Origin of the sequence: Shewanella intestini (assembly GCF_018221465.1) — a bacterium.
In the GTDB taxonomy this organism is placed as follows: Bacteria; Pseudomonadota; Gammaproteobacteria; order Enterobacterales; family Shewanellaceae; genus Shewanella; species Shewanella intestini.
Window position 1 is genome coordinate 410556 of record NZ_JAAIKR010000001.1, and the last position, 25885, is coordinate 436440.

The 25885-nt window shown below is 39.8% G+C and carries 24 protein-coding genes and 1 tRNA gene; 10 read left to right on the forward strand and 15 right to left on the reverse strand.

All coding sequences use genetic code 11. The features are described 5' to 3' along the window. Position 1: 1 nt before the first annotated feature. Positions 2-943, forward strand: a complete 942-nt coding sequence (locus G3R48_RS01800; protein WP_228497291.1) for a DUF6268 family outer membrane beta-barrel protein — start codon at positions 2-4, stop codon at positions 941-943. A 238-nt stretch (positions 944-1181) separates the two neighbouring features. Here G3R48_RS01800 and G3R48_RS01805 read toward each other — a convergent pair whose 3' ends face one another. After that, positions 1182-1625, reverse strand: coding sequence for an LPP20 family lipoprotein (locus G3R48_RS01805; RefSeq protein ID WP_380714140.1), 444 nt, complete (start codon positions 1623-1625; stop codon positions 1182-1184). Between the two features lie 5 nt (positions 1626-1630). After that, the gene (locus G3R48_RS01810) at positions 1631-2350 is read right to left on the reverse strand and encodes a FlgO family outer membrane protein (protein ID WP_228497289.1); all 720 of its coding nucleotides are present in this window, start codon (positions 2348-2350) and stop codon (positions 1631-1633) included. Positions 2351-2709: 359 nt separating this feature from the next. On the opposite strand from G3R48_RS01810, the gene G3R48_RS01815 reads away from it, so the two are divergent. Continuing rightward, a complete protein-coding gene (locus tag G3R48_RS01815; protein ID WP_228497288.1) occupies positions 2710-3834 on the forward strand; it encodes a flagellar assembly protein FlgT in 1125 nt (374 codons plus the stop codon). Positions 3835-3889: 55 nt separating this feature from the next. Then, positions 3890-3965: transfer RNA gene (locus G3R48_RS01820), tRNA-Arg, on the forward strand. A 690-nt stretch (positions 3966-4655) separates the two neighbouring features. On the opposite strand, the gene G3R48_RS01825 is transcribed toward G3R48_RS01820, so the two are convergent. The 10 genes from G3R48_RS01825 to G3R48_RS01870 all read right to left on the reverse strand — a co-directional run bounded on the left by G3R48_RS01825 (position 4656) and on the right by G3R48_RS01870 (position 15909). Further along, a complete protein-coding gene (locus G3R48_RS01825) occupies positions 4656-6374 on the reverse strand; it encodes a cytidylyltransferase domain-containing protein (protein ID WP_153660873.1) in 1719 nt (572 codons plus the stop codon). Continuing rightward, a complete protein-coding gene (locus G3R48_RS01830; RefSeq protein WP_153660871.1) occupies positions 6367-8289 on the reverse strand; it encodes a glycoside hydrolase in 1923 nt (640 codons plus the stop codon). Before G3R48_RS01830 ends, G3R48_RS01825 begins: the two co-directional genes overlap by 8 nt. Positions 8290-8291: 2 nt before the next feature. Beyond that, positions 8292-9518, reverse strand: coding sequence for an ATP-grasp domain-containing protein (locus G3R48_RS01835; protein WP_153660869.1), 1227 nt, complete (start codon positions 9516-9518; stop codon positions 8292-8294). Continuing rightward, positions 9518-10705, reverse strand: a complete 1188-nt coding sequence (locus G3R48_RS01840) for a class I SAM-dependent methyltransferase (protein ID WP_153660867.1) — start codon at positions 10703-10705, stop codon at positions 9518-9520. The genes G3R48_RS01835 and G3R48_RS01840 overlap by 1 nt, the downstream gene beginning before the upstream one ends. Position 10706: 1 nt before the next feature. Continuing rightward, entirely contained in the window at positions 10707-11807 is a 1101-nt protein-coding gene (locus G3R48_RS01845; protein ID WP_153660865.1) for an FkbM family methyltransferase, read from the reverse strand. Between the two features lie 18 nt (positions 11808-11825). After that, a complete protein-coding gene (locus G3R48_RS01850; protein ID WP_153660862.1) occupies positions 11826-12578 on the reverse strand; it encodes an SDR family oxidoreductase in 753 nt (250 codons plus the stop codon). Next, positions 12568-13545, reverse strand: coding sequence for a transketolase family protein (locus G3R48_RS01855; RefSeq protein WP_153660860.1), 978 nt, complete (start codon positions 13543-13545; stop codon positions 12568-12570). The genes G3R48_RS01850 and G3R48_RS01855 overlap by 11 nt, the downstream gene beginning before the upstream one ends. Further along, positions 13538-14386, reverse strand: coding sequence for a transketolase (locus G3R48_RS01860; protein WP_153660858.1), 849 nt, complete (start codon positions 14384-14386; stop codon positions 13538-13540). The genes G3R48_RS01855 and G3R48_RS01860 overlap by 8 nt, the downstream gene beginning before the upstream one ends. Beyond that, complete coding sequence (locus tag G3R48_RS01865; protein ID WP_153660856.1) at positions 14383-15246, reverse strand: N-acetylneuraminate synthase family protein; 864 nt, start codon at positions 15244-15246, stop codon at positions 14383-14385. Before G3R48_RS01865 ends, G3R48_RS01860 begins: the two co-directional genes overlap by 4 nt. A 240-nt stretch (positions 15247-15486) precedes the next feature. Then, complete coding sequence (locus G3R48_RS01870; protein WP_153660854.1) at positions 15487-15909, reverse strand: hypothetical protein; 423 nt, start codon at positions 15907-15909, stop codon at positions 15487-15489. A gap of 479 nt (positions 15910-16388) precedes the next feature. Between G3R48_RS01870 and G3R48_RS01875 the strand changes: the two genes are divergently transcribed. The 4 genes from G3R48_RS01875 (at position 16389) to G3R48_RS01890 (ending at position 21415) form a co-directional block, all read left to right on the forward strand. After that, the gene (locus tag G3R48_RS01875; protein WP_153660852.1) at positions 16389-17387 is read left to right on the forward strand and encodes an NAD-dependent epimerase; all 999 of its coding nucleotides are present in this window, start codon (positions 16389-16391) and stop codon (positions 17385-17387) included. Positions 17388-17845: 458 nt separating this feature from the next. Beyond that, positions 17846-20224, forward strand: coding sequence for a motility associated factor glycosyltransferase family protein (locus G3R48_RS01880; protein WP_212593177.1), 2379 nt, complete (start codon positions 17846-17848; stop codon positions 20222-20224). 100 nt (positions 20225-20324) lie between these two features. Further along, positions 20325-20804, forward strand: a complete 480-nt coding sequence (locus G3R48_RS01885) for a DUF2947 domain-containing protein (protein ID WP_153660849.1) — start codon at positions 20325-20327, stop codon at positions 20802-20804. A 53-nt stretch (positions 20805-20857) separates the two neighbouring features. Next, on the forward strand, positions 20858-21415 hold the full coding sequence (locus G3R48_RS01890; RefSeq protein WP_153660847.1) for a chalcone isomerase family protein: 558 nt from the start codon (positions 20858-20860) through the stop codon (positions 21413-21415). A 75-nt stretch (positions 21416-21490) separates the two neighbouring features. Here the strand turns inward: G3R48_RS01890 and G3R48_RS01895 are convergent, their stop codons facing one another. The 3 genes from G3R48_RS01895 to flgA form a co-directional block, all read right to left on the reverse strand. Then, positions 21491-21916, reverse strand: coding sequence for a flagella synthesis protein FlgN (locus tag G3R48_RS01895; RefSeq protein WP_153660845.1), 426 nt, complete (start codon positions 21914-21916; stop codon positions 21491-21493). A 90-nt stretch (positions 21917-22006) separates the two neighbouring features. Next, positions 22007-22339, reverse strand: a complete 333-nt coding sequence (gene flgM / locus G3R48_RS01900; protein WP_153660843.1) for a flagellar biosynthesis anti-sigma factor FlgM — start codon at positions 22337-22339, stop codon at positions 22007-22009. A gap of 74 nt (positions 22340-22413) precedes the next feature. After that, positions 22414-23121 carry a flagellar basal body P-ring formation chaperone FlgA gene (gene flgA, locus G3R48_RS01905; protein ID WP_153660841.1) on the reverse strand — a complete coding sequence of 236 codons (708 nt, stop codon included), beginning with the start codon at positions 23119-23121 and terminating at the stop codon, positions 22414-22416. 359 nt (positions 23122-23480) lie between these two features. Between flgA and G3R48_RS01910 the strand changes: the two genes are divergently transcribed. The 3 genes from G3R48_RS01910 to flgB all read left to right on the forward strand — a co-directional run bounded on the left by G3R48_RS01910 (position 23481) and on the right by flgB (position 25884). Then, positions 23481-24401, forward strand: a complete 921-nt coding sequence (locus G3R48_RS01910; RefSeq protein ID WP_153660839.1) for a chemotaxis protein CheV — start codon at positions 23481-23483, stop codon at positions 24399-24401. 58 nt (positions 24402-24459) lie between these two features. Next, positions 24460-25293: a CheR family methyltransferase gene (locus G3R48_RS01915; protein WP_212593178.1), complete on the forward strand. Its 834-nt coding sequence runs from the start codon at positions 24460-24462 to the stop codon at positions 25291-25293. Between the two features lie 192 nt (positions 25294-25485). Then, positions 25486-25884, forward strand: coding sequence for a flagellar basal body rod protein FlgB (flgB, locus tag G3R48_RS01920; protein ID WP_153660837.1), 399 nt, complete (start codon positions 25486-25488; stop codon positions 25882-25884). The last annotated feature ends 1 nt before the right edge of the window (position 25885 follow it).

The window sequence follows — 25885 nt, forward strand, 5'->3', positions numbered from 1 at the left end:
TATGACCCAAGCAACTTCGTGCAATCAAAAAACTCCAATGCTTCACAATCAAAAAAACGATAAAAAGTGGTTACCATTATGCGCCGGTGTCGCGCTTGCGTTAGCTGCAAATAGTGCCCATGCCGCCTATGACTATTCACCGTTTAAATTATCCGTGTCTCGTACCTCGGCACCAAGTGCTGAGGTGGGCGATAATGGTAACGAGTTTACTCGTGATGTTTGGCGACTGAAGTTATCTGCAGCCATGCCTGTCAGTCGTCAATGGTCAGTGGGCGTTAACTTAGGTTATGACAATTTAGATTATGGTTGGAAAGTTAATCAAAACAATCAATTGATTAACGCAAGTGTGCCTTGGACATCAATTAATCGTTATTCTGTGGGGATGTCGGTTAATTATCGCCCTAATAATCAGTGGATGTTTATGGTTTCTCCAAAGGTGCAATATGCTTATGCCAATACGGCATCATCAAGTAATGCCCTTAGTTATGGCGCTGTAGGAATGGGCATGTACCGCTTTGACTCTGGCAATATGCTGGGCTTAGGTGTGGCTTACCTTAATGATATCTCTGAAGTCCGAACGGTGCCTTATTTAGCAGTAAAGTGGCAAATTAATGACAAGTTAGTGTTAACCAACCCTTTTCAAGCCGGTTTTAGTGGTCCTGCTGGGCTAGAGTTGCAATATCAATACAATGATAATTGGGACTTTGGGATCGGTTCATCACGCCGTACTGAACGGTTTTTAGTTGAAAACGACGACACAACAATTGAAATTGAAGAATGGGTCAGCTTTTTACGGGCAGGGTGGAAAGTCAGTAACAGTGCCTTAATCCATATTTATGGTGGCTACTACTTTGCTGGTGAAATGCAATTAAGTGAACCAGATGTTAGCCAAGATATTGAAAACCAAATGGCTGGTGCGATTGCATTTGAAGTGAAGTTTTAACTTTACGCTTATGCGAACCTTTATTGCTGAGCATAGAGCATAGAGCATAGAGCATAGAGCATAGAGCATAGAGCATAGAGCATAGAGCATAGAGCATAGGACATATCAATATGCATAAAAAAACCGCTGAATCACAGCGGTTTTTTATTGGGTAAAGTCATTAAACTTATCGGCCAGTTCTTAGCTTGATTTCTACTTTTGTCTTTAGCAAACAACTAACGCAGATAAGATTTAGGTATTAAAAATAAGTCACATCTTTAATTTTTCTTGGGCGGTTTTGCTGTTGATATAAATTCCAAACTTGCTTGAAGTCTAATGATAATTCAGTGACATAAAACTCACCTGATGGATAGGTTTTAACCACTTTTGCTCCGCGGATAATACCACTGACACTCGCTTTGACATGATCATCACTGAGTAACCAGTCACTGACATTACTATTTGCACTGATTTTTTGGCCATAAACTTGTTCAGCTAATTCTCGATAAGCGGCAATTTTTGACGCTTGCATTGCCATTAATACCTTTTGCGAATGATTTTTACTTGGCTGTAAATCTAGAGGCGCATAACCAACGGCATTAATTGTTGGGAAGCTAGCTGGCGCTTCCGTTTCCCATTGCACATATTTGTTTTGTGAAGCACAACCTGAAATCAAAACGATTAAGGCTAAATTGAGGAACATCGTTTTCATTGTTTGTCTCCTAAAATGGTGTATCGTCCATTTTGTGCGGTTTCATGGCGATACAATAATCCATCACGTGTTTCTATTCGTTGAGGTGCTTGTAAATAACCCGATAAGCTTTGGCCATTAACAAAAGATTGCACTGAGGACACCACACGGTTATTGGTAATATTAACAATACGGCCATTAAACAAAATGCCTTCTGGCGTTAAAGACATCGTTGAGACTAATACATGTGCAACAGGGAGATCGCCTGGCAGTTTTTTCCAATCGCGACTCAGTAAAAACTCGCCGTGATGAGTTACCCTAATAGCATTAGCGACATTAAGGTCGACGACATTAAATTCATGGGCATGAAATGCGGTCATTAACCCTTGTTGCAATTGCATACCTAAGGTGTTGGTTTGGTCATAATCTTCGGTCATTACCGGAGTCGCAACCACTAATGGCTGTGTAGATTGCAAGCCATCGTTTTGTAAAACCAGTTCGTTGACTAGCTTTTCAGCCCAAGTATTAATTTGTCCCTTCGGGGCAATACCAGAGGCGTTGATGTCATAGTCTAATACCATCGCCTGACGGTTATCATCAGCGGTTACCATTTGTAGGTCATTTTGAAATGACAAAGGCTGGCTAGCAGGTGACGCCGTTGGAGCTGAATGTGTGGCACAACCGCTAACGGCGAATAACGTTAGGGTCATTGCTGTGATTACGCGCGGAATCCCCATTAATAGCATCCTTAATTCGAGCGGCCTAAAAGCCAAAATGTGTTGGTGTAATTCTTTATCGACTCATGACGTAATAACTTTACAAAAAATTACGATTAAATGTGAACTGAGGTTTGTTTAAAAAGTCTTAATCGCTTGAAATAAAATGTATTTTGTTAAATGTAGATACAATTGTTGAAAATAAACTATCGGCTTAACTTTAACGGCATAATTTTTGCTTTAAAATTGTAAGGCTTGTCTTTATCGATGAACAAGACAGAAAACTGACACGAGTTGTTTAGGTACTGAAAATGAAATTAATGTCATATCCAATAATCAAAAGCATGCTATCTCTTTTGGTCCTCCTTGTGTGTGGGCTCATGCTGGCAAGTCATGCTGTTGCGGATCAAGTTGAAGTGACTGGTAAGGCTAAAATTGTTGATGGTAATATCGATAAAGCGCGTGAGGATGCAATTAGCCAAGCGATGAATTACGCCAGTTTAAAAGCGGGCGTTAATTTTTCAAGTGATCAACAAATAACCCAAGGCAAACTCACCCACGATTCATTTAACATGAAACGAATGGGCGCAGCCAATGATGTGCAATTAGTTAGCGAAAGTATTGATGACGATATCATGACGGTCATTTTACGCATGGATGTTGTTGAGCAAGAGGCCAATGAGCAATGCAGCAGTCAGACTTTAAAAGCGGCCATTATGTTGCCTAAGTCACGTATAAAAGATCGAAGCCAACTTTCATATGGGCAACTGAACAACTTTGAAGAAGATTTCTCTCTTAAGTTAGGCGAGTTTTTAAATACGCATTCTAAGTACAGTTTTGCACGTATTTATGCTGATGAGAAGCTTGATAACAAGAACCGGTTAGTGAACTACCGTGGTAATTTATTACCGAGTTGGTTGAGCGAGATTACCGATAGCCATTATGTGCTGCAACCTGAAATACTCGACATCTCGCTTGCTGACTATAAAAGTAGCATGTTTGGTTTGATTAACTACACTCCAGAGCGACAAATTCGATTTAAGTTAAGTTTGTATCATGGAATAAGTGGTGAAGTGGTGTGGTCACAAACATTTGAAAGTTCAGCCCCATGGGAGTTTGAGAAGAATCAAGCTGTCGCGACGAATACTGCTCAATTTTGGCAATCAAGCTATGGCTTCAAAATTTTAAATTTATTTGAAAAAAGCGTATTTGAATTAGATAGCCAATTAAGTTGTCGGCCATTATTGGGGCAAATTATTGCCCGCCAAGGCGACAGAATTATTATTAATTTAGGGCGTAATAACGGTGTTAAATTGGGAGACAAATTCCAAATTATATTACAGCGCAATATTCCCGACCGAATTAACATGATGCGCGCCGTGGCCAGTAAAACGCGTGCTAATGTGGTTATTGATCAAGTGACAGAAAGCACCGCTACGGCAATTGTTACTGGTGTTGATAGTGCCGATAATATTCAAATTAATGACATTGCGATTAAGAATTAAGCACTTAAAATATAACGGTTTTCATTAGGCTGATTTCGAGTATAATCAGCCTCGTCTCCCTATAGCTCAACAGGATAGAGCAGTCGCCTCCTAAGCGATCGATCAGGGTTCGAGTCCTTGTGGGGAGACCATATCACCTTTTTTATTATACTAATCAAAACATTATCTGCTTACGTACAATCTTGTATCTCCCTGCGTCACCACGGGAAAAGGTTTTTACCACTTCTTATTATAACTATTTCGAATAACTCCAGTTTTAAAGCATTTACTTCAATTATGGACTTTTCGTCCTATTTCTAATAGTTTTCCTATATTAAAAAAGCAAAGCGAGCCAATGAGAGATTTATTCAATTCTTTCATAAGTACTGATGATTTTGCCTTTCTTCTTTCTTCTTTCTTCTTTCTTCTTTCTTCTATCATCAACCCCATTATTGGTAAGTCCTGAGACGCTCAAGAAAACCTCAAACTTCCTTGCCTTATCATCGACAGTAACGCCATTATGAGTAGCAGGCTTTTGTTGAGGTTTAGTTACTTTTAATTGAAAAAGCGAACCGATTGGTTCGCTTTTTTGTTTTTTGGATTAAAGTTTACTCTGACCCTACTTATCTTATTGGCTTGTATGATTAAACCATTACAAAATGCTATATAAAACATTCTGATTTTAAGAGTTACAAAGTGAGGTTGGCAAGATTAAATGGATAAAATGATGTGACTTTATATTGACCTGAGCAGCCACTCCATCGGCTTGGTTAATAATCTATTTGTTTACCAAGTTCGGTTCTGCCTACCGGGGTTGTCACAAGAATAAACATCGTATTTCCTTATCTTTTAGAGTTTTTATTTAACAATGTGCCTACATGTTCGGCCAAGATTGTTAATCCACTTTTATCGGTGAAAAGCGAACGACTTTTTTCAATAAGCTTAGAATAATGCTGTGGATTATTTTGGACTTGTAGGAGTAAAGTGCCAATATCATCAATAGTTTCGACTATTTCACATACTCGCTGGTGGTCCAATTCCTTGAGTTCGTTTTCACTGCATAAGTGTTTAGTTGGTAATAAGATCACAGCAGCGCCTTGTGCTAAAGACTCAAACAGGGACAATCCATAACAGGTGATGACAATTTTCGCCTTTGCGATTAGCTCAGGTAAATTCATCGGGTTTTTAAGACACTCAATTCTTGCATCCTCAGCAAGATTTGGAGGGGCAGACATAGGGCCTTGAACCCAGATATATCGCCAGTCTGGAAGTAATGCTGGTAACAGCAAATCGGGTAGTTCTGCACCATAGTTAAGCGCATCACTGCCGCCAGTGAGGATCAGTACAATATTTTCCTTCTCAGTCTCTGAAATGGATGGCAATAAGTAATTTTCCCATCCAAAGTGAACTTTAGGCCCTGTTATTTCGCTATAAAAACTAGGGATAAAAAGTAAATCAGAGTAAGGCATTAGCGCTGACATCTTGTCTAATGCAACAATAGGCGTTCCTTGACTTTGTTTTTGCTGGCAAACTCTTTTCAACTCTTCTAATGGGAAATGCTCTGGATGAAGGTCAATGAGGAACAATTTATTGAGATCTTTTTCGATATGCGTCAAAAATTGCGCTGGTTCATTTAGCCAGACGGCTTTGGTTTTTAACCATGGAAGTTGAGAAGCTTCACCTAGTATGATGATCTCTGTTGAAACGCTTAATCGTTCTTGTAACGACTCTGCAATTAGTGAGCACCTTTTTAGGTGACCGAGACCGACTAAAGAGCTAACCTGACAATAAAGTGAGACTATAGGGTACTGACGTTCAGGTGCTTTCTGATTTACGTGATCATTGATGGACGCTAGCTTTTCATCCTTGAACAGTTGTTGTGTAACCCATAAAAGACTCACAATGTCTTCGTTGTGTTCTTCTTCGAACCATCGGTGATAAACCTCTGACATAAATCGGTAATCAGCTTGTGTGTCGACCGATATTCTATGTTTTATGATGGAGAAATCTTCACTATCTTTTATGATGAGTTTGTTTAGCACAGGCGACAAACTGTCTGCGTAGCCAACATGTTCACGTGACATCTCGCATTGGCTAGCGCGCATAAGTTTATTCCAGCCCGCTAGTGTATAAAATGCCATTCCTTCATGTATGCTTTCTATGGCGCTGTCTAACTTAATCGAGTCTTTATATTGTGCATGCTTTAAGGCCTTTACTGCATGGTCGATAAAGTCTGGATCAACTAAGGGACAATCTCCACAGATGTAAACAATATGAGTTGGCTGATGTTTTTTGATAATGAAATCAAGCCTTGCCATGAGGTCATTCACATTACCTTCAAAAGGTGTGCAATTAACGTTTTGGCTAGTAGCCCAATTTATCAGGGGCTGATTAAACTTATCTGCTGTAGTTGCCAGTTCTATTAAGTCCAGCTCGCTACATTGATTTAGTCGCCGCCAAATTTGTTCAATCATTGGCTTACCGGCTAACTCAAGGAGGTGCTTATTAGGCAGTCGACTCGAATTTAACCTTGCACCCACAATAGCAAGCGTTTTAGGCATGCGGCCTCCGAGTTGTAGGAGTAATACAGTATTCAAAATCTAATAAATCACCACCTTGCTTAAGCGTTTCATCGGCTTCAGCCAGTGAAAACCACAATCTATTGAGATATTGATTGTTTATCTTTTGGCTTGAAATCATTGGTAGGGCTGCGCAGAGCGCCGGATCCCAACTTATTTTAATTCCATTATTGTCCGTCCCCAAAAGCAGTTCTCCATTGGTGGCACCTATGGCGCTGTTTGCTGATACGATAGAGGATACGGGGGCACCTTGGTCTATATCTGCAGCAAGCTGAAAATATTCTCTTTGGTAGCCACCTAGGTGGCTGGCATACCATGCTCGCTGTGAGCAATCTAGTAAAGTGATATATCCTAGACGAATGGCGGCCTCTGGGCGTTCAATATTTTCGAAGTGAAATCCGCAGCGTAATGATTCTTTTTGTAGCTGATACCACTTTATCACCGCACCACTTTTGAGTTGTTGTCGACAGAAAATCAATAGACAACCATCTTTTTGACCGAGTTGATACTCCACTTTATTAAGATCTGAGACTCTATCTCTGTCGCGAAAACGTTCTAACAACAAATGGTTACTGTAAAAATCTGCACCATAACGGATATGGTCGAAGTAGCCGTGAGATAACGTGCCTAATACTGGCTGAAATTGCTGGGAAGCAAAGTTAAGGCTATCAATCGCGAGTCCTCGGTTTGCGTTAAAACTCACTTGTAGGTATGGCGTGCGTACATGTAGTCGGCGTCGCTCTGAATCGTAGTTTATATCATGGACGCAGTTTTTAGGTTGCTGGTCGCTCTGCCATGGCTCAAAGTCTGGGACGGGTTTGCGTATTACAGGTAACTCAAGTTGTTGGTATCTCGACTGTGTTAGGTGTGTACGCAGATCACTGCTCCACATCCTACATAGTGCTCGCCACATAGAATCATCACCGTTACTTTGTTTCAATTGCTGCCACTGCTTGTAACAGAGGGTGTTTAACAAAAGGTCATTACGACCGCTAAGTGCCCAGCGAGTTATATTGTATTTAGCCTGCTTCTTGACAGTTACAGGGTGTTCAGCATTTGTTAATGCTAAAGGGTGACTATTGTTCCAGTGCGTGAGTATTTCAGATGGACACTGCCAATTGAAGTGAGATTCTTTCGCTAAAAAGCTGAATAATTTGGTAATTCTTTGCCATTCACCTTGGATTGTTTCTGCTTCAGTTTGATACCTCCCAGGCCGGAAATCAAATACCTCTGCATCGCTGCCATAAATAGGAAACGCCACCATTTCTGGATGACATATAGTAGTGAGATAATCGACATAATCCGCTAAAGTTAATTCACCATGGACATAGCGTTGGAATTTTTGAAAAGCGATCGCATGATTCCATATAACCTTAATGTCACGACCACTAGCTGCAAGCAATGACTGTGGTCGCTCGAGTGTTGCAGCGTTCCAATTGGGATTATGGGAATAAGGATTATCCCATTCGACGACAACAGCCTCAAAACCTGCATCAATATAAACGTCAAGAAGCCCAGCTGATACGACTTGTTCATTGATATAGGCAATTTTAGGCATGATGCCTAGCAGTTTAGCATAGCCAAGCTGACCTAATCTTAGGTTAGCTTGGTTGACGTCAGCGGGGATGAGCGGTCCGATTATTTGGCTATCACCACTTGCGATGAGTTCACATTTATTTTCTTGTAGAAGCAAACGAAACAGCGTTACCCATTCCATATCGACTCGTGCAATTGACTCAAGGGTATAGGCTGTCATTTCTAGCCCAACAGGTATGCCCTGTTGTGCTAATTTTAAAAGTGGCCAATAACAATGTTTGATGACGTCAATATGTTGTTTTTCTTCGATTGAAGAAAAAGCTAAGTTTAGGTGAAAAACAGTATAAATATTGGTAGCCATTTTTATGCTTCGTATTCTATTTCAATGTTAGCGAGGGCTAATAAGGCATAATTAATTGCTTCTTGCCTGTTTGAAGAACTGGCTATAGCAAAACCTGCTCTTTGAGTGTGATTAGATAGGGGGGGGATTACATCACCTACATCGATAAACATCTTAAACATGGCTACGCCCTCGGATTGACTAGCTTGTTCAACACCGTGTATCGCGCGGACTTTCCCTGGAGGTAAGTCTAAATATCGGATAGCAACTGCGCGAGCTTTATTCGGGGTGACCTCTTGAAGTGTTAACGGATCACCCATTGCTAATTTAATGGCTTTTTCGATAAAATTGACACCCGTTGCAAGTGGAATTTGCGTCGTGGAGAAAAAACCACCAGACAAACGTCCAGCAACTTCAATTACCTTGGCACCATCGTTGGTGTATACCATGTCGCCTTTAACTATGCCTTGTGTTATCTCTAAAGCCTTGGCTGCACCCTCAACAATTGTAATGACTTCTGCTTTTGCTCTATCGCTAGCTCTTGTGGGTGAATCTCCGCCGTTCTCTATAATGAATGGTTTGCTACGGGAGAGCCATTCATAATTGCGGTCGGCGAAACCTAAGGTGTGACACTTACCGTTATCGATTAGCGTCTCGGTACTAAATTGAGGCCCATCAAGGTATTCTTCTAACATGACTCGAGCGGTTGGTGACTCTTGAACTGCTAATTCCCAAGCTGCATTTAGCATGTTATGACTCTCAATAAGCTGTACGCCTCTAGCTCCTCGGCTGTCCACTGGCTTGATAATCAATGGGAAACCAATTTTTTCAGCTCGAACTTGCAATAAACTAGGGTCAGATACGTCAGCATAATTCGGGATCGGCACTCCTTTAGCTTTGAGTCTGTCCTTCATAGCAAGCTTATCTGATACCCAAAATGCAGATTCAAGGGATAACCCTGGCAATCCTAGCGCATCGGTGATCGTTGCGACACTCATAGGGACATCTGCGCACATTGCAATGACACCATGTATTGCAACACCTTGCTTTATTAAAGCCGTGGCCTGCTCAAGAATGGCATTACCGTCATAGGTGCTGGCTATGATCTGCCAATCAGCCATTTCTAGCCCTGGAGCTTGAGGATTACCGTCAGCAATAATCAGTTTTAACCCCATTTCCTGAGCTGTTTTTATACCTTCACAAGCTTCTATGCCAGCACCAATGATTAATAGGTTTTTATTGTAGGGCATTAGTGGGCCTTGGTATCGTCAACATTGTGTAGTCTAAGGGTTGTTACTCCCTTGTCTCTAAGCCATTGGAGGGCATCGTAGATCTCTTTTTCTGAAGCATAAGAAGAGATGATGACAGTGTCTCCATCCTGCCATTCAATGGTATCAGGAGCTTTGCAGATCCAGTCGCCTTGGCGTAATCCCCACTTTAAGGAAGAAGTATCTGTGAGACCTTCGATGTCAAATTGCTGCAGTAAATTAGTATTAGCTACTAATTGGCATGTATGAATGCCGGCACCCCATAAGAATATACGTTGGCTGAGGTTTAACTCAGATGAAATACTATCTAGACATCCTTGCCAGTACTGAACCTCTTTACTACGATAATGGGTCAGAATATTTGTATTTTTCTCAATTTCAGGGACAAAACAGTCATAGTGGTGCTGGGCTTTGGTGCTTGCAAGTACTCCAATGACAGGAGAGAGGTTACTATTAAAGTGTTCAATGACAGAAATAGGGCTGTAACCCGCTTCAGTTAAACTTCGTAGCAGGTTCTCTTTGGTATAATAATTGATATGCTCAAACGAGAAAAAACCCGGGCAGAGACTATTCGCATTAGCCATTAATGGCACTTCTACATAAATAAACCCTTCATCAGTCTCATTGTGTAACGCTCTGCACTTCGCTAGTGTTTGTTGTGGTTGATATAAGTGTTCTAATACATGGGTTAGCAAGATGAGCTCATAGGTTTCATTTACTTGAAACTCTTCAGCACTGCTATGAATACAATCAATATTATACACTCGCTTTGCAATTTCAACGGATGCGGTGCCAGGCTCAATACCAATAACACGGTTTACACCTGCATCACGAAAGCGAGAGAGGGTATAGCCATCTGAACTACCAATTTGTAGTACTGATTCAGGTAGTTGACCTATTCCTCGTTTAATGAATTGAATCTGCTCGTCTAGATCGCGTATTTTTGCTTCCGACGGAAGTTCTTGGCGTCCGGGGTTTGTATAAACAGCCATAGAGCCGTAAAACATCATCATCTCATCGAAATTGACGGTAGGACTTTGGCACACTGAACCACAGTTGGGACAAACCGAAAAACCTATCTTTCTCGGTTCGAGCCCTGGTAGTACCCATGTAGTTGTGAATACAGGCTCAATATTAGCTGTGTTACATAAAAAACAGTTACGAATCATATTAGGACTCCACACTGGCATAAATCACAGATTCAAATAAATGTTGTGAATGGTGGGTAAAATAAAACTGATAATTAGGATTGATTGCACTCACTGAAGCAAAAATTTCCCAAATATGATTAGGTTCGTGATATGCGCTAAATGCTAACTTAGGCCTATGTTCTTTGAGTATATTTTTTGCACCTTCAATAACTTGAAGTTCGGCCCCTTCAACATCCAATTTGATGAATGTTGGAGTGATATTCATTTTTTTACTGTAGCTATCTAAGTCAATCGCATCGACCTTGATTGACTGTTCAGCTTCGATGATGTCATCACTGACTCTCGATTGCATGGTGTGTACAGCATCGTTAGAGCAAAGGAATTCAAGAGTTTGCTTTTTATTCCATAGTGCTAGCTTTTCGGTGAATACATTAGAAACTTTGTTCTCGATAATGGCTTGATTGAGTTTGTCGTAGTTGTTCGCATCTGGCTCGAAACTATGCACTTGAATTTGATCGCCAAATATCTGCTTTAATTCTAGCAAGGTGTCACCATGCCAAGCACCGCCGTCGATATAAACTTCTTCCTTTGTTGGTAGGGCTTGTGGGCATAAATAGTGATCATGTTTTGGTTGGCTTAGAACCAGAGGATCGAACGTTTGTCGATATCTAATACAGCCTAGGTAGGCAATTAAATCGTCACCCGAAAGATGTTGCTTGCCATAATTTAATGCAGCTTGGACATCAAAATGTTTATGGTCGAAATGATTCTTCCAGCGGGGATAGTCAACGCAAAAACTAAAATCAAAGTATTGTAGGTTTTGTGCCTTTAGCTGCTTAGCAATATCTCGCGCCCAATAGCTAGCGATTAATACCGTATGCTTATCCTGATAAATTTTTTCTGCAGAATAGACCGGCTTACCCGAAAATTGAGTGCCATTTTTTGCTGGATCGTTGTCAACATAGTAAAGCACATTGACGTTAAATTGCCGCAAGATTTCAGTCACATTAAGCGCTGCTTGACTGGCACCAAACACAACCACTTCATCAAATGAGTTCAACAACTCATCAGCATTTGGCCAGCTGTCAGCTTGTACTATTTTTTCTAGCAAAAGATTCATAGTGCTTCCTTGAGTTATTTAGCCGAAATACATGCCACCGTTTACATTTAACGTTTGGCCTGTGAGATAAGCTGATTTCTCTGAGCATAAAAACTCGATAGTCTCAGCTATTTCACTTGTTGTGGCCAATCGTTGTGCTGGGATGTTCTTTAGCTTCTCTTTTCCTGCTTCAGTTTGCAATTCATTGGCAGACATGTCAGTGGCGACCAAACCGATAGCAACGGCTGTTGTCACAACACCGTCTTTAGAATATATTTTTGCTAACGATTGGGTCAGGTTGATTAGTGCTGCTTTAGAAGCGGCATAATGCACTTGGTTAAAGCCCCCCCATTGACCGCCAATAGAAGTGATATTGATTATTCTTCCCCAGTGGTTTTCTCGCATAGGGTCCAAAACTTCTTGGGCGGCAATAAAAGGGCCTTGTAAGTTAATCGCCATCATCTGTTGCCAATCATCATCAGTAATTGTATTAAATGGTTTTTCTTGGGCGATAGCACCGTTGTTGATGAGAATAGAAATAGGTTTATTGAAATGGCGAGTGAGTTCATCGATCGCGCTACGTATTTGCTTACGATCTTGATAGTCGAGCTTGACGGTGATTGACTTGCCACCGGCATTTCCAATCTCTGTTTGTACAGTTTTAGCTTTGTGTTCATTACTGCAATAGCCAATACCCACTTCGTAGCCAAGTGCTGCTAAATGTTTTGCTGTTGCCGAGCCGACGCCACCAGAGGCTCCGGTTATCAAAACGAGCTTATTATTATTTATCATTGTGGCTCAGTAACTCCTCATAAACTGATTTTGCGGACTTGAATATCCCATCGGCATCAATGCCATACTTTGCGGCTAATTCATCAGGCTCACCAGAGCAACCTATGACATCGTTAACCCCTAATCGAGTCAGCGGTGCATTCGGGCGCTCACTTAATACCTCCGCAACAGCACTGCCTAAACCGCCATAAATGTTATGGTCTTCGCAGCTAATAATGGCTTTTGTTTCCACAGAGGCTTGCCATATTAGTTCTTTATCAATTGGCTTAATGCTGGGCATGTGTATAACGCGTGTAGATATACCAATTTCTTCAAGTGCTTTGGCCGCATATAGAGCACGATGAGTCGTCACGCCGCAAGAAATCAGGGTGATGTCATCGCCTGAATTAAGGACTTTGCCCTTACCAATCACAAACTCAGGTTCTGACACATATACGCTTGGACAAGGGCTTCTACCTGTGCGCATATATGCGGGGCCATCATAATTTGCTAATGCTTTGGTGGCGGCTTCAACTTCTAATGCATCACAAGGAGACAGTACCACCATGCCGGGTAAAGAACGCATACAGGCAATATCTTCTAGACACTGGGCGGATGCACCGTCAGGTCCAACGTCTAAGCCTGGGTGGCTTGCGATGAGCTTTACATTTTTATTCGAATAGGCGACAGATAGTCTAATTTGTTCAAGTCCGCGTAGCATGAATACGGCAAAGGTAGTGACAAAGGGTTTAAAGCCGCTATGAGCCATTCCGGCTGCCACGCTCACCATGTTTTGCTCGGCGATACCGCATTGAACAAATCTATCTGGATGGCTACTTCTAAAGTTATGTGCGCCGGTGCCGCCAGCAACATCGGCATCAAGTACGATAATTTGTGGATCGTTATCGGCAACCTTTGCTATAGCAATACCGAATGCTTCGCGTAATGAGTCTGATTGTTGTCCGACAAGTGTAGGAGTATTAGACATTTTCATATTCCTTAATCTCTTGTGCAGAACAACCAAGTGCGAGCATGGCATCTTCGTACTGTTTATCAGTTAAGGTAACACTGCCGTGCCACAGCGGAATGTCTTCCATAAAATCAACGCCTTTTCCTTTGATTGTATGGGCAATAATGACCATAGGAGATTGAGCTTTATTGTGTTTACTTGCGTGCAAATGCTGCTGTAGGGCATCAATGTCATGGCCATCAACTTCAACGACTTGCCAGCCAAATGCTCGCCATTTATCAGCTAATGGCTCTAAAGCGCAGATGTCATCGTTGGACGCATCACTTTGCAATTTGTTGTAATCTACAATTGCAGTTAAGTTGTTTAATTTATGATGAGCGGCAAACATCGCAGCTTCCCATACTTGGCCTTCTTGCATTTCACCGTCACCAAGTAGTGCGAATACGTGTTGCGCGCTGTTTAGTAATTTCTGAGACTTTGCTATACCTGTCGCGACTGAAATACCTTGCCCAAGTGAACCCGTGCTGACCTCAACCCAAGGCAAGTGGGTCACATCCGGGTGGCCTTGAAAACTAGATTCTATTTTTCTTAGCCCCTTAAGTTGCGCACGTTCACACAAACCTTTGCTTGCAGCAACAGCGTACAATGCTGGCGCAGCGTGGCCTTTAGATAAAATGAAAAAGTCATCACTGTAACTGCCAAGTCGTTTCTCTACCGGAGCGAGTACGTCATGAAACAGTACGGTAAGTATATCGACGCATGACAGTACACCGCCGGGGTGACCTGATTTGGCGTGGTAGATTGACCAAATGGCATCTTTGCGAATTTGACTCGCTAAAGTGTCGAGTTGGTGACTCATGATTTAAATCCTTCTCTTATATTTTTTAGTGGCCTTAGGCCATCAATAGGATCGGCGCGCCAATCTCTATCTGGAGCTTCACTTGGCACAAATTGTTTGTGAGATTCACCGTCAATAATACGACTTAATTTGCTATCAGAAATTATCGGTGCGATTTGTGCTGGCAGCCAACAGTGTCCAGATGCATACTCAGCACCGGTTTCGTCTAAATCGATGTGGAATTCTATGCAATCGGCTTGCCATTTATGTATCGCCCGATTTAATACTGCGGGTGAAACGCTATGATCTGACCAACCGACCTTAACGCCATAACGTTGGCGAAAAGTCTCAAGTACCGCCAAATTACATTCATTAGTTGGTGTAGGGTAGGCTGATACGCAGTGTAACAGTGTGATATCGATACAATTAGCTTGCTTCAAAACTGCGATAGCATGATCAATTTCTTCGATTGTCGCCATTCCGCTAGAAATTACAACCGGTTTTGCGGTCTTTGCACAAGAGATGAGAAGGTCATCCCAAAGTAGCTCGTAAGATGCGATTTTGAAGAAGCTGATAAAAGGCGCTAGCTCAGTAACAGCGTCGAGATAAAAAGGGGTGCAGGCAAATTGAATATTATGTTTATCACATGCCGCTTTCAGTTCTGGTAGTAACTCTGTTGGCAGTTCCCAGTCTTTGCGTTTTCTGTGATCTTCGCTTTTTTCTAGAATTTGTGGTGCAAATAGTTGATCGATTTTAAACAACTGAAATTTGACTGCTTGGCAACCAATTTTTGCTGCGGTTTCAATAAACTGAATGCACCTTTTTAGTTCGCGGTGGTGATTGCTTGAAACTTCAGCAATAAATAGCGGTTCTGAATTCATAATAACCTTTGAAGATCTAAGTTTACTTTAACTATCGGGCAGAATAGAAAAAACTGAACTAATTAATTTTTACGCTTAGTTAGCATTGTGAATAATACATGCCACCAGTTCAAACGCCAATATATCCGCGAGTCTAAGCTAATCATGATTTTCATTGGCTGTTATTATTTTGGGCATCACTTTTATTATCAGTGTGAAGCTGGAATGTTCATTTAGTTGTTCAATAATGGATAGACATTGCTAATGTTTTCTCGCGCGGTAAGATTCTTGAGCTAAACGGTAGTGATGTGTAGCTGCAATTAAAACGACTGAATTAGCATTCCTTGCCAGCAGTGATTTGCTCGATTCAATAGGAGCTGAGAAATTAGAATTTGCCTTATGATTATCATTAGCAAAATGACCATTAATATCGTAGCTGAAACTGTCATGTAATGGGGCATGTTGCTTGTCTGCTAAAATAAGTTCTGATGTTAATACTGCATGGGGAGTGGCTAATTTATGTTGTGCTGGACCATATTCTATTAGCGTCATTTTCGGATTAGATAACCATTTGTTCTGGTCGATGTATGATATCAGCAGTGATAGCAAAGCAGGATTCAATGAGGCGGTCGTAATTGCGCTAATTTGAGCTATATCGATTAAAAGGTTCGGCACATCTCTCATACTATCTCTCGTACTGAAACCATAGATAAAAAGTTTGGCCGCATTGCAAGGATATTGGCTTAACAGAAGTTTAGCTTCAAGTAGTCTATTTGGGCGGCGACATAATTGGATATTATCGACACTGATGGTTTGAGTTTTGCCTTTAACAACATTTGGGGGAGATGAGCAAAGCTGGTCTCTCTGAGGGTTGCGGTTAACGGTGGCCAACGCTTATCGATGATGGGCAAATTTAAATCAAAAAAATATCAGTCATTTAGTCTTTCTATAAAGCACGGTACAGCGCCAGTATGATATCAGCCAATATACATGAGCAATAAATATGTTGAAAGCCAAATTCTGAGCGGTTAAATTTTTATTTTTTTATTTAATATTGAAATAGTTAGGTGCTGGTGAATTAATCAGTGGTGATTTGTAAGATTGATAGGTGAGGTCGCATCTTGTAGCCTACGCACTCAAAATTGGGATAAATAAAGGTAAGTATGAAATATTTAGTGACTGGGGCAGCTGGTTTTATTGGTAGTGCAGTATGCTTGCGTTTATGTGAGCAAGGGTTTGATGTTGTTGGTATTGACAACCTTAATGATTATTACGATGTTTCGTTAAAACTAGATCGAGTTAAACTTATTGAATCCCATAGTAATTTTCGCTTTCTCAAACAAGATATTTTTCATCGCGATGAAATCGCTAAGTTGTTTGAGACAGAAAAATTTGATTATGTAATTCATTTAGGGGCCCAGGCCGGTGTCAGATATTCCATTGATAACCCGCATACCTACGCCGATACCAATCTTATTGGTCACATCAATATTCTAGAAGGATGCCGGAATAATCAGGTAAAACATTTGGTTTATGCATCGAGCAGTTCTGTTTATGGGCTAAATGAAAAACAACCTTTTCAAGAAAGCGATGCTGCTGATCATCCTATTTCGTTATATGCGGCATCTAAACGGGCCAATGAATTAATCTCACACACCTATTCACATTTATATGATTTGCCAACAACGGGTTTGAGGTTCTTCACTGTTTACGGTCCTTGGGGCAGACCTGATATGGCGCCATATAAGTTTGCAAAAGCAATAATCGCAGGTGAAACAATCGATATCTATAATTTTGGCGATATGTCTAGAGATTTTACGTTTATTGATGACATCGTTGACGGCATTATGGGAGTACGCACCGTTATACCGACGAGAACCCAAGATACGGCCAATTTACCCAATAGAAGCTCAGCGCCTTATGCGATATATAATATTGGCAATGGTTCGCCAGTAAAATTGATGGACTTTATTGGTTGTTTAGAGAAAGAATTTGGTATTGAAGCGTCCAAAAATCTAATGGCGCAGCAGCCAGGTGATGTTACCTCAACTTGGGCTTCAACAGAGGCTCTCTATCAAGTTACGGGCTACAAAGCTAAGACTTCGATAACTCAAGGAGTGAAGCAGTTTGTTGCTTGGTACCGCGAATATTATCAAGTGTAGATAATAAATAGCAGATTAGCATTGAGGTCTGCGGAAATTTAAGCTGCCAGAAAACGGCTACGCTTAGAAGATAATCTGGTTTGCTCACAAGGAATAATCTACAACCTTAACAAGCATCGATGGATATTTTTTGTTATTAATCGTCAACAGGATAAGTTGAAGGTTAATCTCTCTAAAATTAACCTTTGTTATATAAAGTAGTTGCTTATGGCGATACATTATAAAAACTATGATGAAAGCATAAATGAGTTACTGTTGAATAAGTATATGACGGTTTTATCGTCTGTTTTCATTTTGAGCAGCTATGTCGGTAAGTAAAACAAATCTTTGGCGTTAAAAATCTAATAAAGGTACAAGTAAGCATGTTGATCGAACATTCGGAAATAACTAATGAATTTGCGATAACTCAGTATAACGAGGTGTATCTTACCAGTATTAATAGGAAAACCTTTGAACGAATGGATTCTAGATCTCTCTATGAAAGTGAACTAGGTGGTGAATTCGTCGCAGAGAATACGTTGAATGTCATCATTGGAATGGATTCCGGTCTACTTGTTAACTACTTATTATCATTATCTCTAGCATCAGGTAGCCGCTTCGTTGTGGTTGAGTTAGAGGGCGTACTATCGCTTTTAAACATAGATTTACCTAAAGAAGTCAAAGATATTATCTCGATTGTTAATATTGACGAATTTGAGTCATGTGTTGCAGATGGTCTTTATGATGTGTTTTTCGCCAGAAATAGCTTTAAAACTCACTTTTCAATGGCGGTACGAGGTAATTATTTACGCAGTTATTCTTTATTGAGCACTAGGGTGCAAAAGTGTCTTGAACATCAATATTTTGAACAAAGATTAAGTTTTAACCAAAAATCATTCATTGCATTACAATTCAAAAACTTAGCTGATAACTTATTACCTGCTTCAATTTTAAAAGGAAAATTCAACAAAGAAACTGCCATTATTATCGGCGGCGGCCCCTCACTTGATTTGCATATTCAATGGCTCAAAAATCATCAAACAAAATTGATAATTATTGTAGCCTCACGTGTCGCTGGTAAATTAACCAAATATGGGATAATCCCAGATATTGTCGTTTCAGTTGACCCTCAACCAATCAGCTATGAAGTCAATGACGAACTCATGTTATTAGAACATAAATCATTATTGATACATTCGTTTCATATTGAACATCGAATATTGAGCCAATGGAGGGGCGGAGCATTATATACCGGGGATCGTTTTCCTTGGTTATCAGGGCATAATAAAAGCAATATTGAATCAATTGGCCCTACAGTTACTAATAGTGCTATAGAAGTTGCCTCAAGTATGGGATTTGAACAAATATTGCTGCTGGGGGTTGATTTCTGCCATTCCCAAAGTGGTGAAACCCATACAAAAGATACCTACGGAACTCAGCTTGGGCCACAACTTGGTACTATGTACGAATGGGTAGAAACTTATTCAGGGAAAATGGCAGAAACTCCCATTCAGTTAATGCATGCAATTACTTCTCTTAAGGAGAGTATTGGTGCCTACCCCAATTGCACCTATATTAATATCGCAATTGAAGCTGCAAAGGTGGAAGGTGTCGAGTATCGAGATATTAAAAATATCAAACTTAATGCTATCGATGATAAGTTGCGTCAACTTTTGGATTCATCCAACTATAAGCTTGATTTTAAGGAAAAAAAGAGCATTTTAGTACAGTGCTTATCTGATGTTATTGCAACTGAAAATAAATTGGAAGGTTTGAACACTCAGTTAAATAAAGCTTTAGTTTTGATAAAGAAATCAACTGAAGCAAGTGATGCTAAACTAGCGAGTTTGTTTGGTAAACTGGATGCTATTGATGAAATAATAAGCACAAAATATAACATGTTATCAACATTGTCGAAATTGTATGGATACGAACAATTTAGCGGTTTCTTTTCATCAAAAGATATAGAAACTCGTTCTAAAGATGATGTGCTGCATAGCATTGAAAAGTATTACTGCGCATTTAGTAAAACAGTAGAAAAATTAAAAGCGCTTATTTCCATATCTAAAAACAACATACAACTGCGTCTTGATGAAGGAGATGAGACCGAAGATCTTCATTACATAATTGAACGCTGGCGTGAAAATGAAGAACTTGGAAGAAGCATTCTTTGGCAACAAGAATTTCCAGAGCGTTATAACATGCTTCCGGAATCATTAAAATTAGCTTTAGCAGAATGTGAACGGGAATTCTTAGCTTTTTTTAAGACGACTTCCCAAGCAAGTAAGCCGCAAACTGAACCTATTCTGGTAAATGCATTTCATAAATTACATTTGCTTAATTATAGTCGCCATGAACTTGGTTTAACTAAAATGGTTGATTACACCGAGTCTTTTGTCGACACCAATATCGATGTTCTGCGGTTACATTATCTGGCTAAGAGTTACTTACTATTGCTACAAGGGGAAGTTAATCATTCACTTGATGCAATATTATCGATCCCTAAAGAGCAGCGTTTAGAGGTGGAACTTAAACAGTTAGTTAAATTACAAATTCAATTAAAACAATTTGATGAAGCAAGTGTAAATTTGAAAAAGCTTTGTGAGTTTAGTGATGAATATATGCCTAAATACGCGAAAATAATGTCTTTAATGAAGCAGTATCAACCAGCTTTATCTGCTTATCTAGATTATTTGGACTTACATCCTAAAGATATTCCAGTGCTGTTAGAAATTAGCCAGTTTTTGATGCAACTTGGCGAGGGTGGTTATGCTTTGCAGTATGTCGAACAAGTCTTGATGTTAGATCAAGCAAATGCAACAGCATTAGGATACAAAAATATCATACAGTCAGCTTAAAATAGATGATAGTGGTATGAATAATTTCGTATTAGATCATTAAAACGTTACAATCAGCGTCAATGTTAAGATTGTGACAAAACATGAGATAGGAGTTGTTTTGAACCATAGTTATATTTTGCTTGACCAATATAAACGCAAGTGGATTTTTAATCATAAAGATTTGCCTGTTACTGACCAAGATAAGCAAGCCATTAAACCTTTATCAGACAAAAGCGCGATGGAAGTTTGGAATAAATGGATAAGCAATAAAAGCAGTAGAGCAGAGTTATTTACTAAAGGTGATTGGGCAGCTAAAGAGTCAGCTTGGACGGTTACTGAACATTGGCAAGCCGCTTGGGACGCTAATGAAAATGCGATGCCAGATGTTGTTGGGGAGCATATTGATTGGGAAGAAGATACCTGTGTTTATTTTTGTTATGAAAAGTATCAAGTCATTGAAACAACATGGGGGGTTTTTGTACGAAATTGGAAGAGTTTTTTATTTTTTGACGATGGACCAATTCTTATGGCACCGGGTAAAAAGCAAACTATTATGTTTGAGCAAACGGGGCAGTTTAAACTCGGTACCCGTGGCTAACGCTCATTGATGATAAAGTTCATAAAATAATAATTAATATAAATGTGAGAATGATGAAAAAATTAATTCCTCTTGGAGCCGTTGTGTTGTCTGTTATCTCTCCTGTTCAAGCTAAAGAGGTAGCCGGTGTCGATGTCGCTGAAACCTTGGTCATATCTGGCACATCGTTACACCTAAATGGTGCCGGTGTTCGTAGTAAATTTTTTATGGATTTGTATGTAGGTTCGCTTTATTTGCAAAATAAGCAAACTCAATTGACTCAGGTTTTACAACAACCACAAGCCGTAGTGCGATTAAATATTACCTCTGGCATGATCACATCAGAAAAAATGACTGATGCTATCACTGAAGGATTTGAACTCGCGACAGACGATAATGCGGTTTCAATTGAACAGCAAGTTAATGCGTTTATGGCCTTTTTTGTACAAGAGATTAAGAAGGGTGATCAGTTCACTTTTGTGACGTCAACCACGATGGGTGTCATGACATTTAAAAATGGGCAAGAATTGGGAGTGATTAAAGGGGAGAGCTTTAGGCAAGCATTATTAAAAATTTGGTTAGGTGATGAGCCTGCGCAAAAAAGTTTGCGCAAAGCGATGCTGGATCAATAACAACTTTTTTGATGACTCACTGAGTGACTCGTCTACGAGGTGAGCAAAAGCTGATTTCGTAGACGAGTTAATCGCTTAGGCTTTAAAGCTATTGCCTAAGGTGGCAATACTCGAGGTTTTGCCTTTATCAGTATACGTTAAACTAGAGGCACTTCTGCTGGCATGTAATGCTTGTGTGAATCGGTTAAGGCTAGCCATGCTCAATTCTATTAATTTGGCATTTTGGCTGTTTAATTGTTTACACTCATTAAGTAAATTTTTGGCCTGTATTACCTTTTCAACTAATGTTGGTTCTGAACTTAGCAACGCTTTGTTGGGGTGAGAGGCTAACGTTTTATCATTTGTTTCAACCTGACTCAGATAATTTTGCTTTTGTTCAGCAAGCTTGATTAGTTCATCAGCATCTTGACTCACTAATGCATCTTTTTCTGCAGATATAATTTTTTTCAGCGCCGCTAAATTAGCGTGCTGTTGGGATAATATTTGGGCAATGTCATTCATAAGTTACTCGCAACTATTCACATAAAACCGTTAACCTGTTAGCAGATAACGTTTTGCATGCTATACATTTAGAAGAGTAACGACAACACATTACTCTTTATTAACAGATAAACCATTCAATTCAGATTCAAAGTTAGCGATATTTGCTGCTAATTTTTCAGGATCGACTTTATATTTACCATCAGAAATCGCTTGCTTGATTTCATCTATCTTCGCTTGGTTGACATCAGGCAGAGAGGCCATTTTACTCTGTGCACTCTGTAAGCCATGCGCTTGAGACGTAATACTTACCGAATCCGTTTTTACTGGTGTACTTGTTCCTTGTGCTTTGGCATTTCCAGCCTCATGGTTTTCTTTAGCTTGACGGGCTGTATGCACCGGCGTACTGGTCGCCGTTTTTAGTTTGTTAATGTTAATTGCCATAATAGGCTCCAACGTAAGTAATGAGGTTTCCCAAATAAGCTATCGGCTAAGAGTAAAATAACTTTAGGAATATTTTACATTCTAACTTCAACTTCGCCAATACCAATTACCTGAGCATCTAATAGTTTGTTGGAGTTGGTATTTTTTACCTTTATCATGTCACCAACATTACCATCCTTCATCGCTTCCCCCGTGGTTTTTATTTCAAAGCTAGCCGTCTTGGCCCAAATAGAAACAGGGTCTCCTTTACAAACAAAGCACAAATTACGTTTTAATAAAGGTGAGCCTTTTGATACTTTTCTTTTTACTCGTGTACCAAGCAGTTGTCGCTTGTTGGCAAAAAAATCCCCTCGTAGGCTGTATTGGTCAACATAAGCAACCGCTAAGTCGTTTGCAGATAAAACCTTGTTGTGAGCTAAGACATCTTTTGCCACGACAACCGGATATTCAATTGACACTCTAACCGATAAGTAAATTTGCCAAGGGTAAGCAAGGTCTGGACTGTCACAGGAGACTTTGACTGTATTGGTACGAGATATTTCACGCTCTGAAGCTAAACTCACATCAATGGGCTCATAGCATCTAGGAGGAGATTGTCTTCCTTCAAGGTTTTGCGGAGTGATAATGATTTTTGCAGTAGCGTCAGCAGTAATTTTTTTTGCAACCACCTCTTTAGCAAGTTCACTTATGGTCGATAAGTTAGGTATTACGATATGCTCGTCTGCAAATGTAGGCGAGATTGTTAATAATAAGATAATAAATGATAAAAGTTTCACTATCATAATGAAGATACTAGCGATTTTTGCAAGATTACACCTATACTTTCCTAATGTTATCTAATGACGTTGGCTGAAAAAATAGCAAATGTCGATAAATTTGATTTATTAATGTGTTTTTATTCAGTTGAGTGTTGATATATCCATACATTACGATATGTATTATGGAATAATATCTCAATTGAAGGTCAAGTATTTGACTTGATGTTAAGTATGCAACTAGTGTGCCCAAACACTTCATTATCTTGACTTTATATATCAAATTGGTTGCCCATGAATGAGTGCCAATTTAGCTAAGAAGTCTTAGCCATAGATGACAGTAATCGTTATCTAGAAATACATTTAACTACTAACAAGGCAGCGATATGTCTAGTATTCTTGAGTCAGTAAATAAACGTACGCAACTCGTCGGTCAAAATAGATTAGAACTGCTATTGTTTCAATTAAATGGTCGTCAGCGGTTTGGTATTAACGTTTTTAAAGTCAAAGAAGTGTTGCAGTGTCCTCCTTTGACGAGTTTGCCAAGATTAAGTCCTTTTATTAAAGGTATCGCCCATATTCGTGGGGCAACGATTTCAGTGATAGACTTAAGCGCTGCAACAGGGGGGCGTCCAATTGAGTCGATTGAAAACTGTTTTATTATCATTTCAGAATATAACCGTAGTGTTCAAGGTTTCTTAGTGAGCTCCGTTGAGCGAATTATTAATATGAATTGGGAATCGATAATGCCACCGCCACAAGGTGCCGGTCGTTATTCATATTTAACTGCTGTGACTGAAATTGAAGGTGAATTGGTTGAAATTTTGGATGTTGAAAAAATTCTAGATGAAATTTCACCTGTTAAAACTTCAATAAGTGAAGAAGTCAATGAGACGTTGACACTTGATAGAGAGCAAAACTACCACATTATGGTGATTGATGATTCAGCAGTCGCACGCAAACAAATTATTCGTTCTTTAGAATCACTCAACTTACAAATTGATACGGCAAAAGACGGTAAAGAAGCGCTGCAAAAACTGAAAACTATTGCAGAAGAAATGACTGATGTTTCAACGGAAATACCACTGATTATCTCAGATATTGAAATGCCTGAAATGGATGGTTATACCCTAACAGCTGAAATAAGAGATGATCCTAAGTTAAAAAATATTAAAGTTGTTCTACATACCTCTCTTAGTGGGGTCTTTAACCAAGCAATGGTTGAAAAAGTCGGTGCGAATGACTTTATCGCCAAATTTAATCCGGATGAACTAGCTGAAGCCGTGAATAAGCATTTAAGCCTATAATTTATTTAGGCTAATTTTAACAGCTGAGCATGGAAAGCTCTTTTTTTAGGAAGTTAATGTGACCAATAAATCACTTGCTGAGTCTGAGTACAATCAATTTAGACAGTTTCTTGAACAACACAGCGGTATTGTTTTGGGTGAAAATAAACTTTATTTAGTCCGAAGCCGCCTTGCACCTTTAATGGGGAAATATAACCTTCCTTCATTATCTGAAGTGGTTAAACGTTCGATGAAACCAACAGAAAGACAATTGCGTGCAGAAGTTATTGATGCGATGACAACGAATGAAACGTTATGGTTTCGTGACCGTTATCCATTCGATTTACTTCATAACACGTTACTTCCCAATTATGGAAAATTAGGTCGCCCATTAAAGATATGGTCTGCAGCTTGTTCTTCTGGGCAAGAGCCTTATTCGTTAGCAATGACCGTGCTTGAATATCAGCAACGCAAGCCAGGCACTTTACCTGGTGGAGCGTCAATTCAAGCGACTGACCTTTCTCCATCGATGCTTGAACGCTGCAAAGAGGCTGAATATGACAGTTTAGCGTTGGCTCGAGGGTTATCTGAAGAACGTAAGCGTCAGTTTTTTGATGCTTTGCCTACAGGTAATATGAAAGTAAAAGATAACGTTAAGCGTTTAGTCAACTTTAGAGCGCATAATTTACTTGAGAGCTATAGCTTATTGGGTAAATACGACATTATATTTTGTCGAAATGTATTGATTTACTTTGCCCCTGAAGCAAAAGCCAAAATATTGCGGCAATTTGCTGCCGCTTTAAACCCCAAAGGCATTTTATTTTTGGGAGCGTCAGAATCTATTGCAGGTTTGACAGACGAATTTGATATGGTTCGTTGTAATCCTGGTATTTACTATCAAAAGAAAGTGTAACTAATTTAATCATTTTTAACTGTGTAAGTTTTTAATATTATTGGTTTTAATTAATATCTGCTTTTTAAAGAGACGCTAACCCCACAAGGGTTTAGCGTTTTTTCATTTCTTTTCAGCCAAAAACTTCAACACTTAATATAAATTGGCATAAGCTTTGCTTTATTTAATGCATCTGTGGAAGGAGGCATTTTTATGGCGATCAATTTTGACAAAGCGTTAGGTGTACATCAGTACTCATTGGGCATTCGTGCACAACGGGCTGAAGTGTTATCAAGCAATATTGCCAATGCTGACACGCCACATTATAAAGCCCAAGATCTCGATTTTAATGCGGCAATGAAGGCGGCAACGTCCCACCAGAAGGGAATTAGCATGGCACATACCAATGAAAAGCATTTCGATTTAGCTGCATTAAGTCGTGAACACATTCAGTATCGAGTTCCAAATCAACCTGACACGGGTGACGGTAACACCGTTGATATGCAGCAAGAACAATCCGCATTCATGCAAAACACACTAGAGTATCAAATGTCTTTAGGTTTTCTTGAAGGTAAGTTTACTGGCATGCGTAAAGCATTAACAGGTCAATAAT

What these genes read in the sequence shown, in the direction of transcription:
- G3R48_RS01895 (WP_153660845.1), bottom strand. Translation starts at nt 21,916, where the DNA reads ATGAATGACATTGCCCAAATATTATCCCAACAGCACGCTAATTTAGCG.
- G3R48_RS01880 (WP_212593177.1), top strand. Translation starts at nt 17,846, where the DNA reads ATGGATTCTAGATCTCTCTATGAAAGTGAACTAGGTGGTGAATTCGTC.
- G3R48_RS01855 (WP_153660860.1), bottom strand. Translation starts at nt 13,545, where the DNA reads ATGTCTAATACTCCTACACTTGTCGGACAACAATCAGACTCATTACGC.
- G3R48_RS01800 (WP_228497291.1), top strand. Translation starts at nt 2, where the DNA reads ATGACCCAAGCAACTTCGTGCAATCAAAAAACTCCAATGCTTCACAAT.
- flgA (WP_153660841.1), bottom strand. Translation starts at nt 23,121, where the DNA reads ATGATAGTGAAACTTTTATCATTTATTATCTTATTATTAACAATCTCG.
- G3R48_RS01890 (WP_153660847.1), top strand. Translation starts at nt 20,858, where the DNA reads ATGAAAAAATTAATTCCTCTTGGAGCCGTTGTGTTGTCTGTTATCTCT.
- G3R48_RS01850 (WP_153660862.1), bottom strand. Translation starts at nt 12,578, where the DNA reads ATGATAAATAATAATAAGCTCGTTTTGATAACCGGAGCCTCTGGTGGC.
- G3R48_RS01870 (WP_153660854.1), bottom strand. Translation starts at nt 15,909, where the DNA reads ATGAGAGATGTGCCGAACCTTTTAATCGATATAGCTCAAATTAGCGCA.
- G3R48_RS01810 (WP_228497289.1), bottom strand. Translation starts at nt 2,350, where the DNA reads ATGGGGATTCCGCGCGTAATCACAGCAATGACCCTAACGTTATTCGCC.
- G3R48_RS01875 (WP_153660852.1), top strand. Translation starts at nt 16,389, where the DNA reads ATGAAATATTTAGTGACTGGGGCAGCTGGTTTTATTGGTAGTGCAGTA.
- G3R48_RS01910 (WP_153660839.1), top strand. Translation starts at nt 23,481, where the DNA reads ATGTCTAGTATTCTTGAGTCAGTAAATAAACGTACGCAACTCGTCGGT.
- flgB (WP_153660837.1), top strand. Translation starts at nt 25,486, where the DNA reads ATGGCGATCAATTTTGACAAAGCGTTAGGTGTACATCAGTACTCATTG.
- G3R48_RS01865 (WP_153660856.1), bottom strand. Translation starts at nt 15,246, where the DNA reads ATGAATTCAGAACCGCTATTTATTGCTGAAGTTTCAAGCAATCACCAC.
- G3R48_RS01825 (WP_153660873.1), bottom strand. Translation starts at nt 6,374, where the DNA reads ATGCCTAAAACGCTTGCTATTGTGGGTGCAAGGTTAAATTCGAGTCGA.
- G3R48_RS01840 (WP_153660867.1), bottom strand. Translation starts at nt 10,705, where the DNA reads ATGATTCGTAACTGTTTTTTATGTAACACAGCTAATATTGAGCCTGTA.
- flgM (WP_153660843.1), bottom strand. Translation starts at nt 22,339, where the DNA reads ATGGCAATTAACATTAACAAACTAAAAACGGCGACCAGTACGCCGGTG.
- G3R48_RS01835 (WP_153660869.1), bottom strand. Translation starts at nt 9,518, where the DNA reads ATGCCCTACAATAAAAACCTATTAATCATTGGTGCTGGCATAGAAGCT.
- G3R48_RS01815 (WP_228497288.1), top strand. Translation starts at nt 2,710, where the DNA reads ATGCTGGCAAGTCATGCTGTTGCGGATCAAGTTGAAGTGACTGGTAAG.
- G3R48_RS01845 (WP_153660865.1), bottom strand. Translation starts at nt 11,807, where the DNA reads ATGAATCTTTTGCTAGAAAAAATAGTACAAGCTGACAGCTGGCCAAAT.
- G3R48_RS01830 (WP_153660871.1), bottom strand. Translation starts at nt 8,289, where the DNA reads ATGGCTACCAATATTTATACTGTTTTTCACCTAAACTTAGCTTTTTCT.
- G3R48_RS01860 (WP_153660858.1), bottom strand. Translation starts at nt 14,386, where the DNA reads ATGAGTCACCAACTCGACACTTTAGCGAGTCAAATTCGCAAAGATGCC.
- G3R48_RS01805 (WP_380714140.1), bottom strand. Translation starts at nt 1,625, where the DNA reads ATGTTCCTCAATTTAGCCTTAATCGTTTTGATTTCAGGTTGTGCTTCA.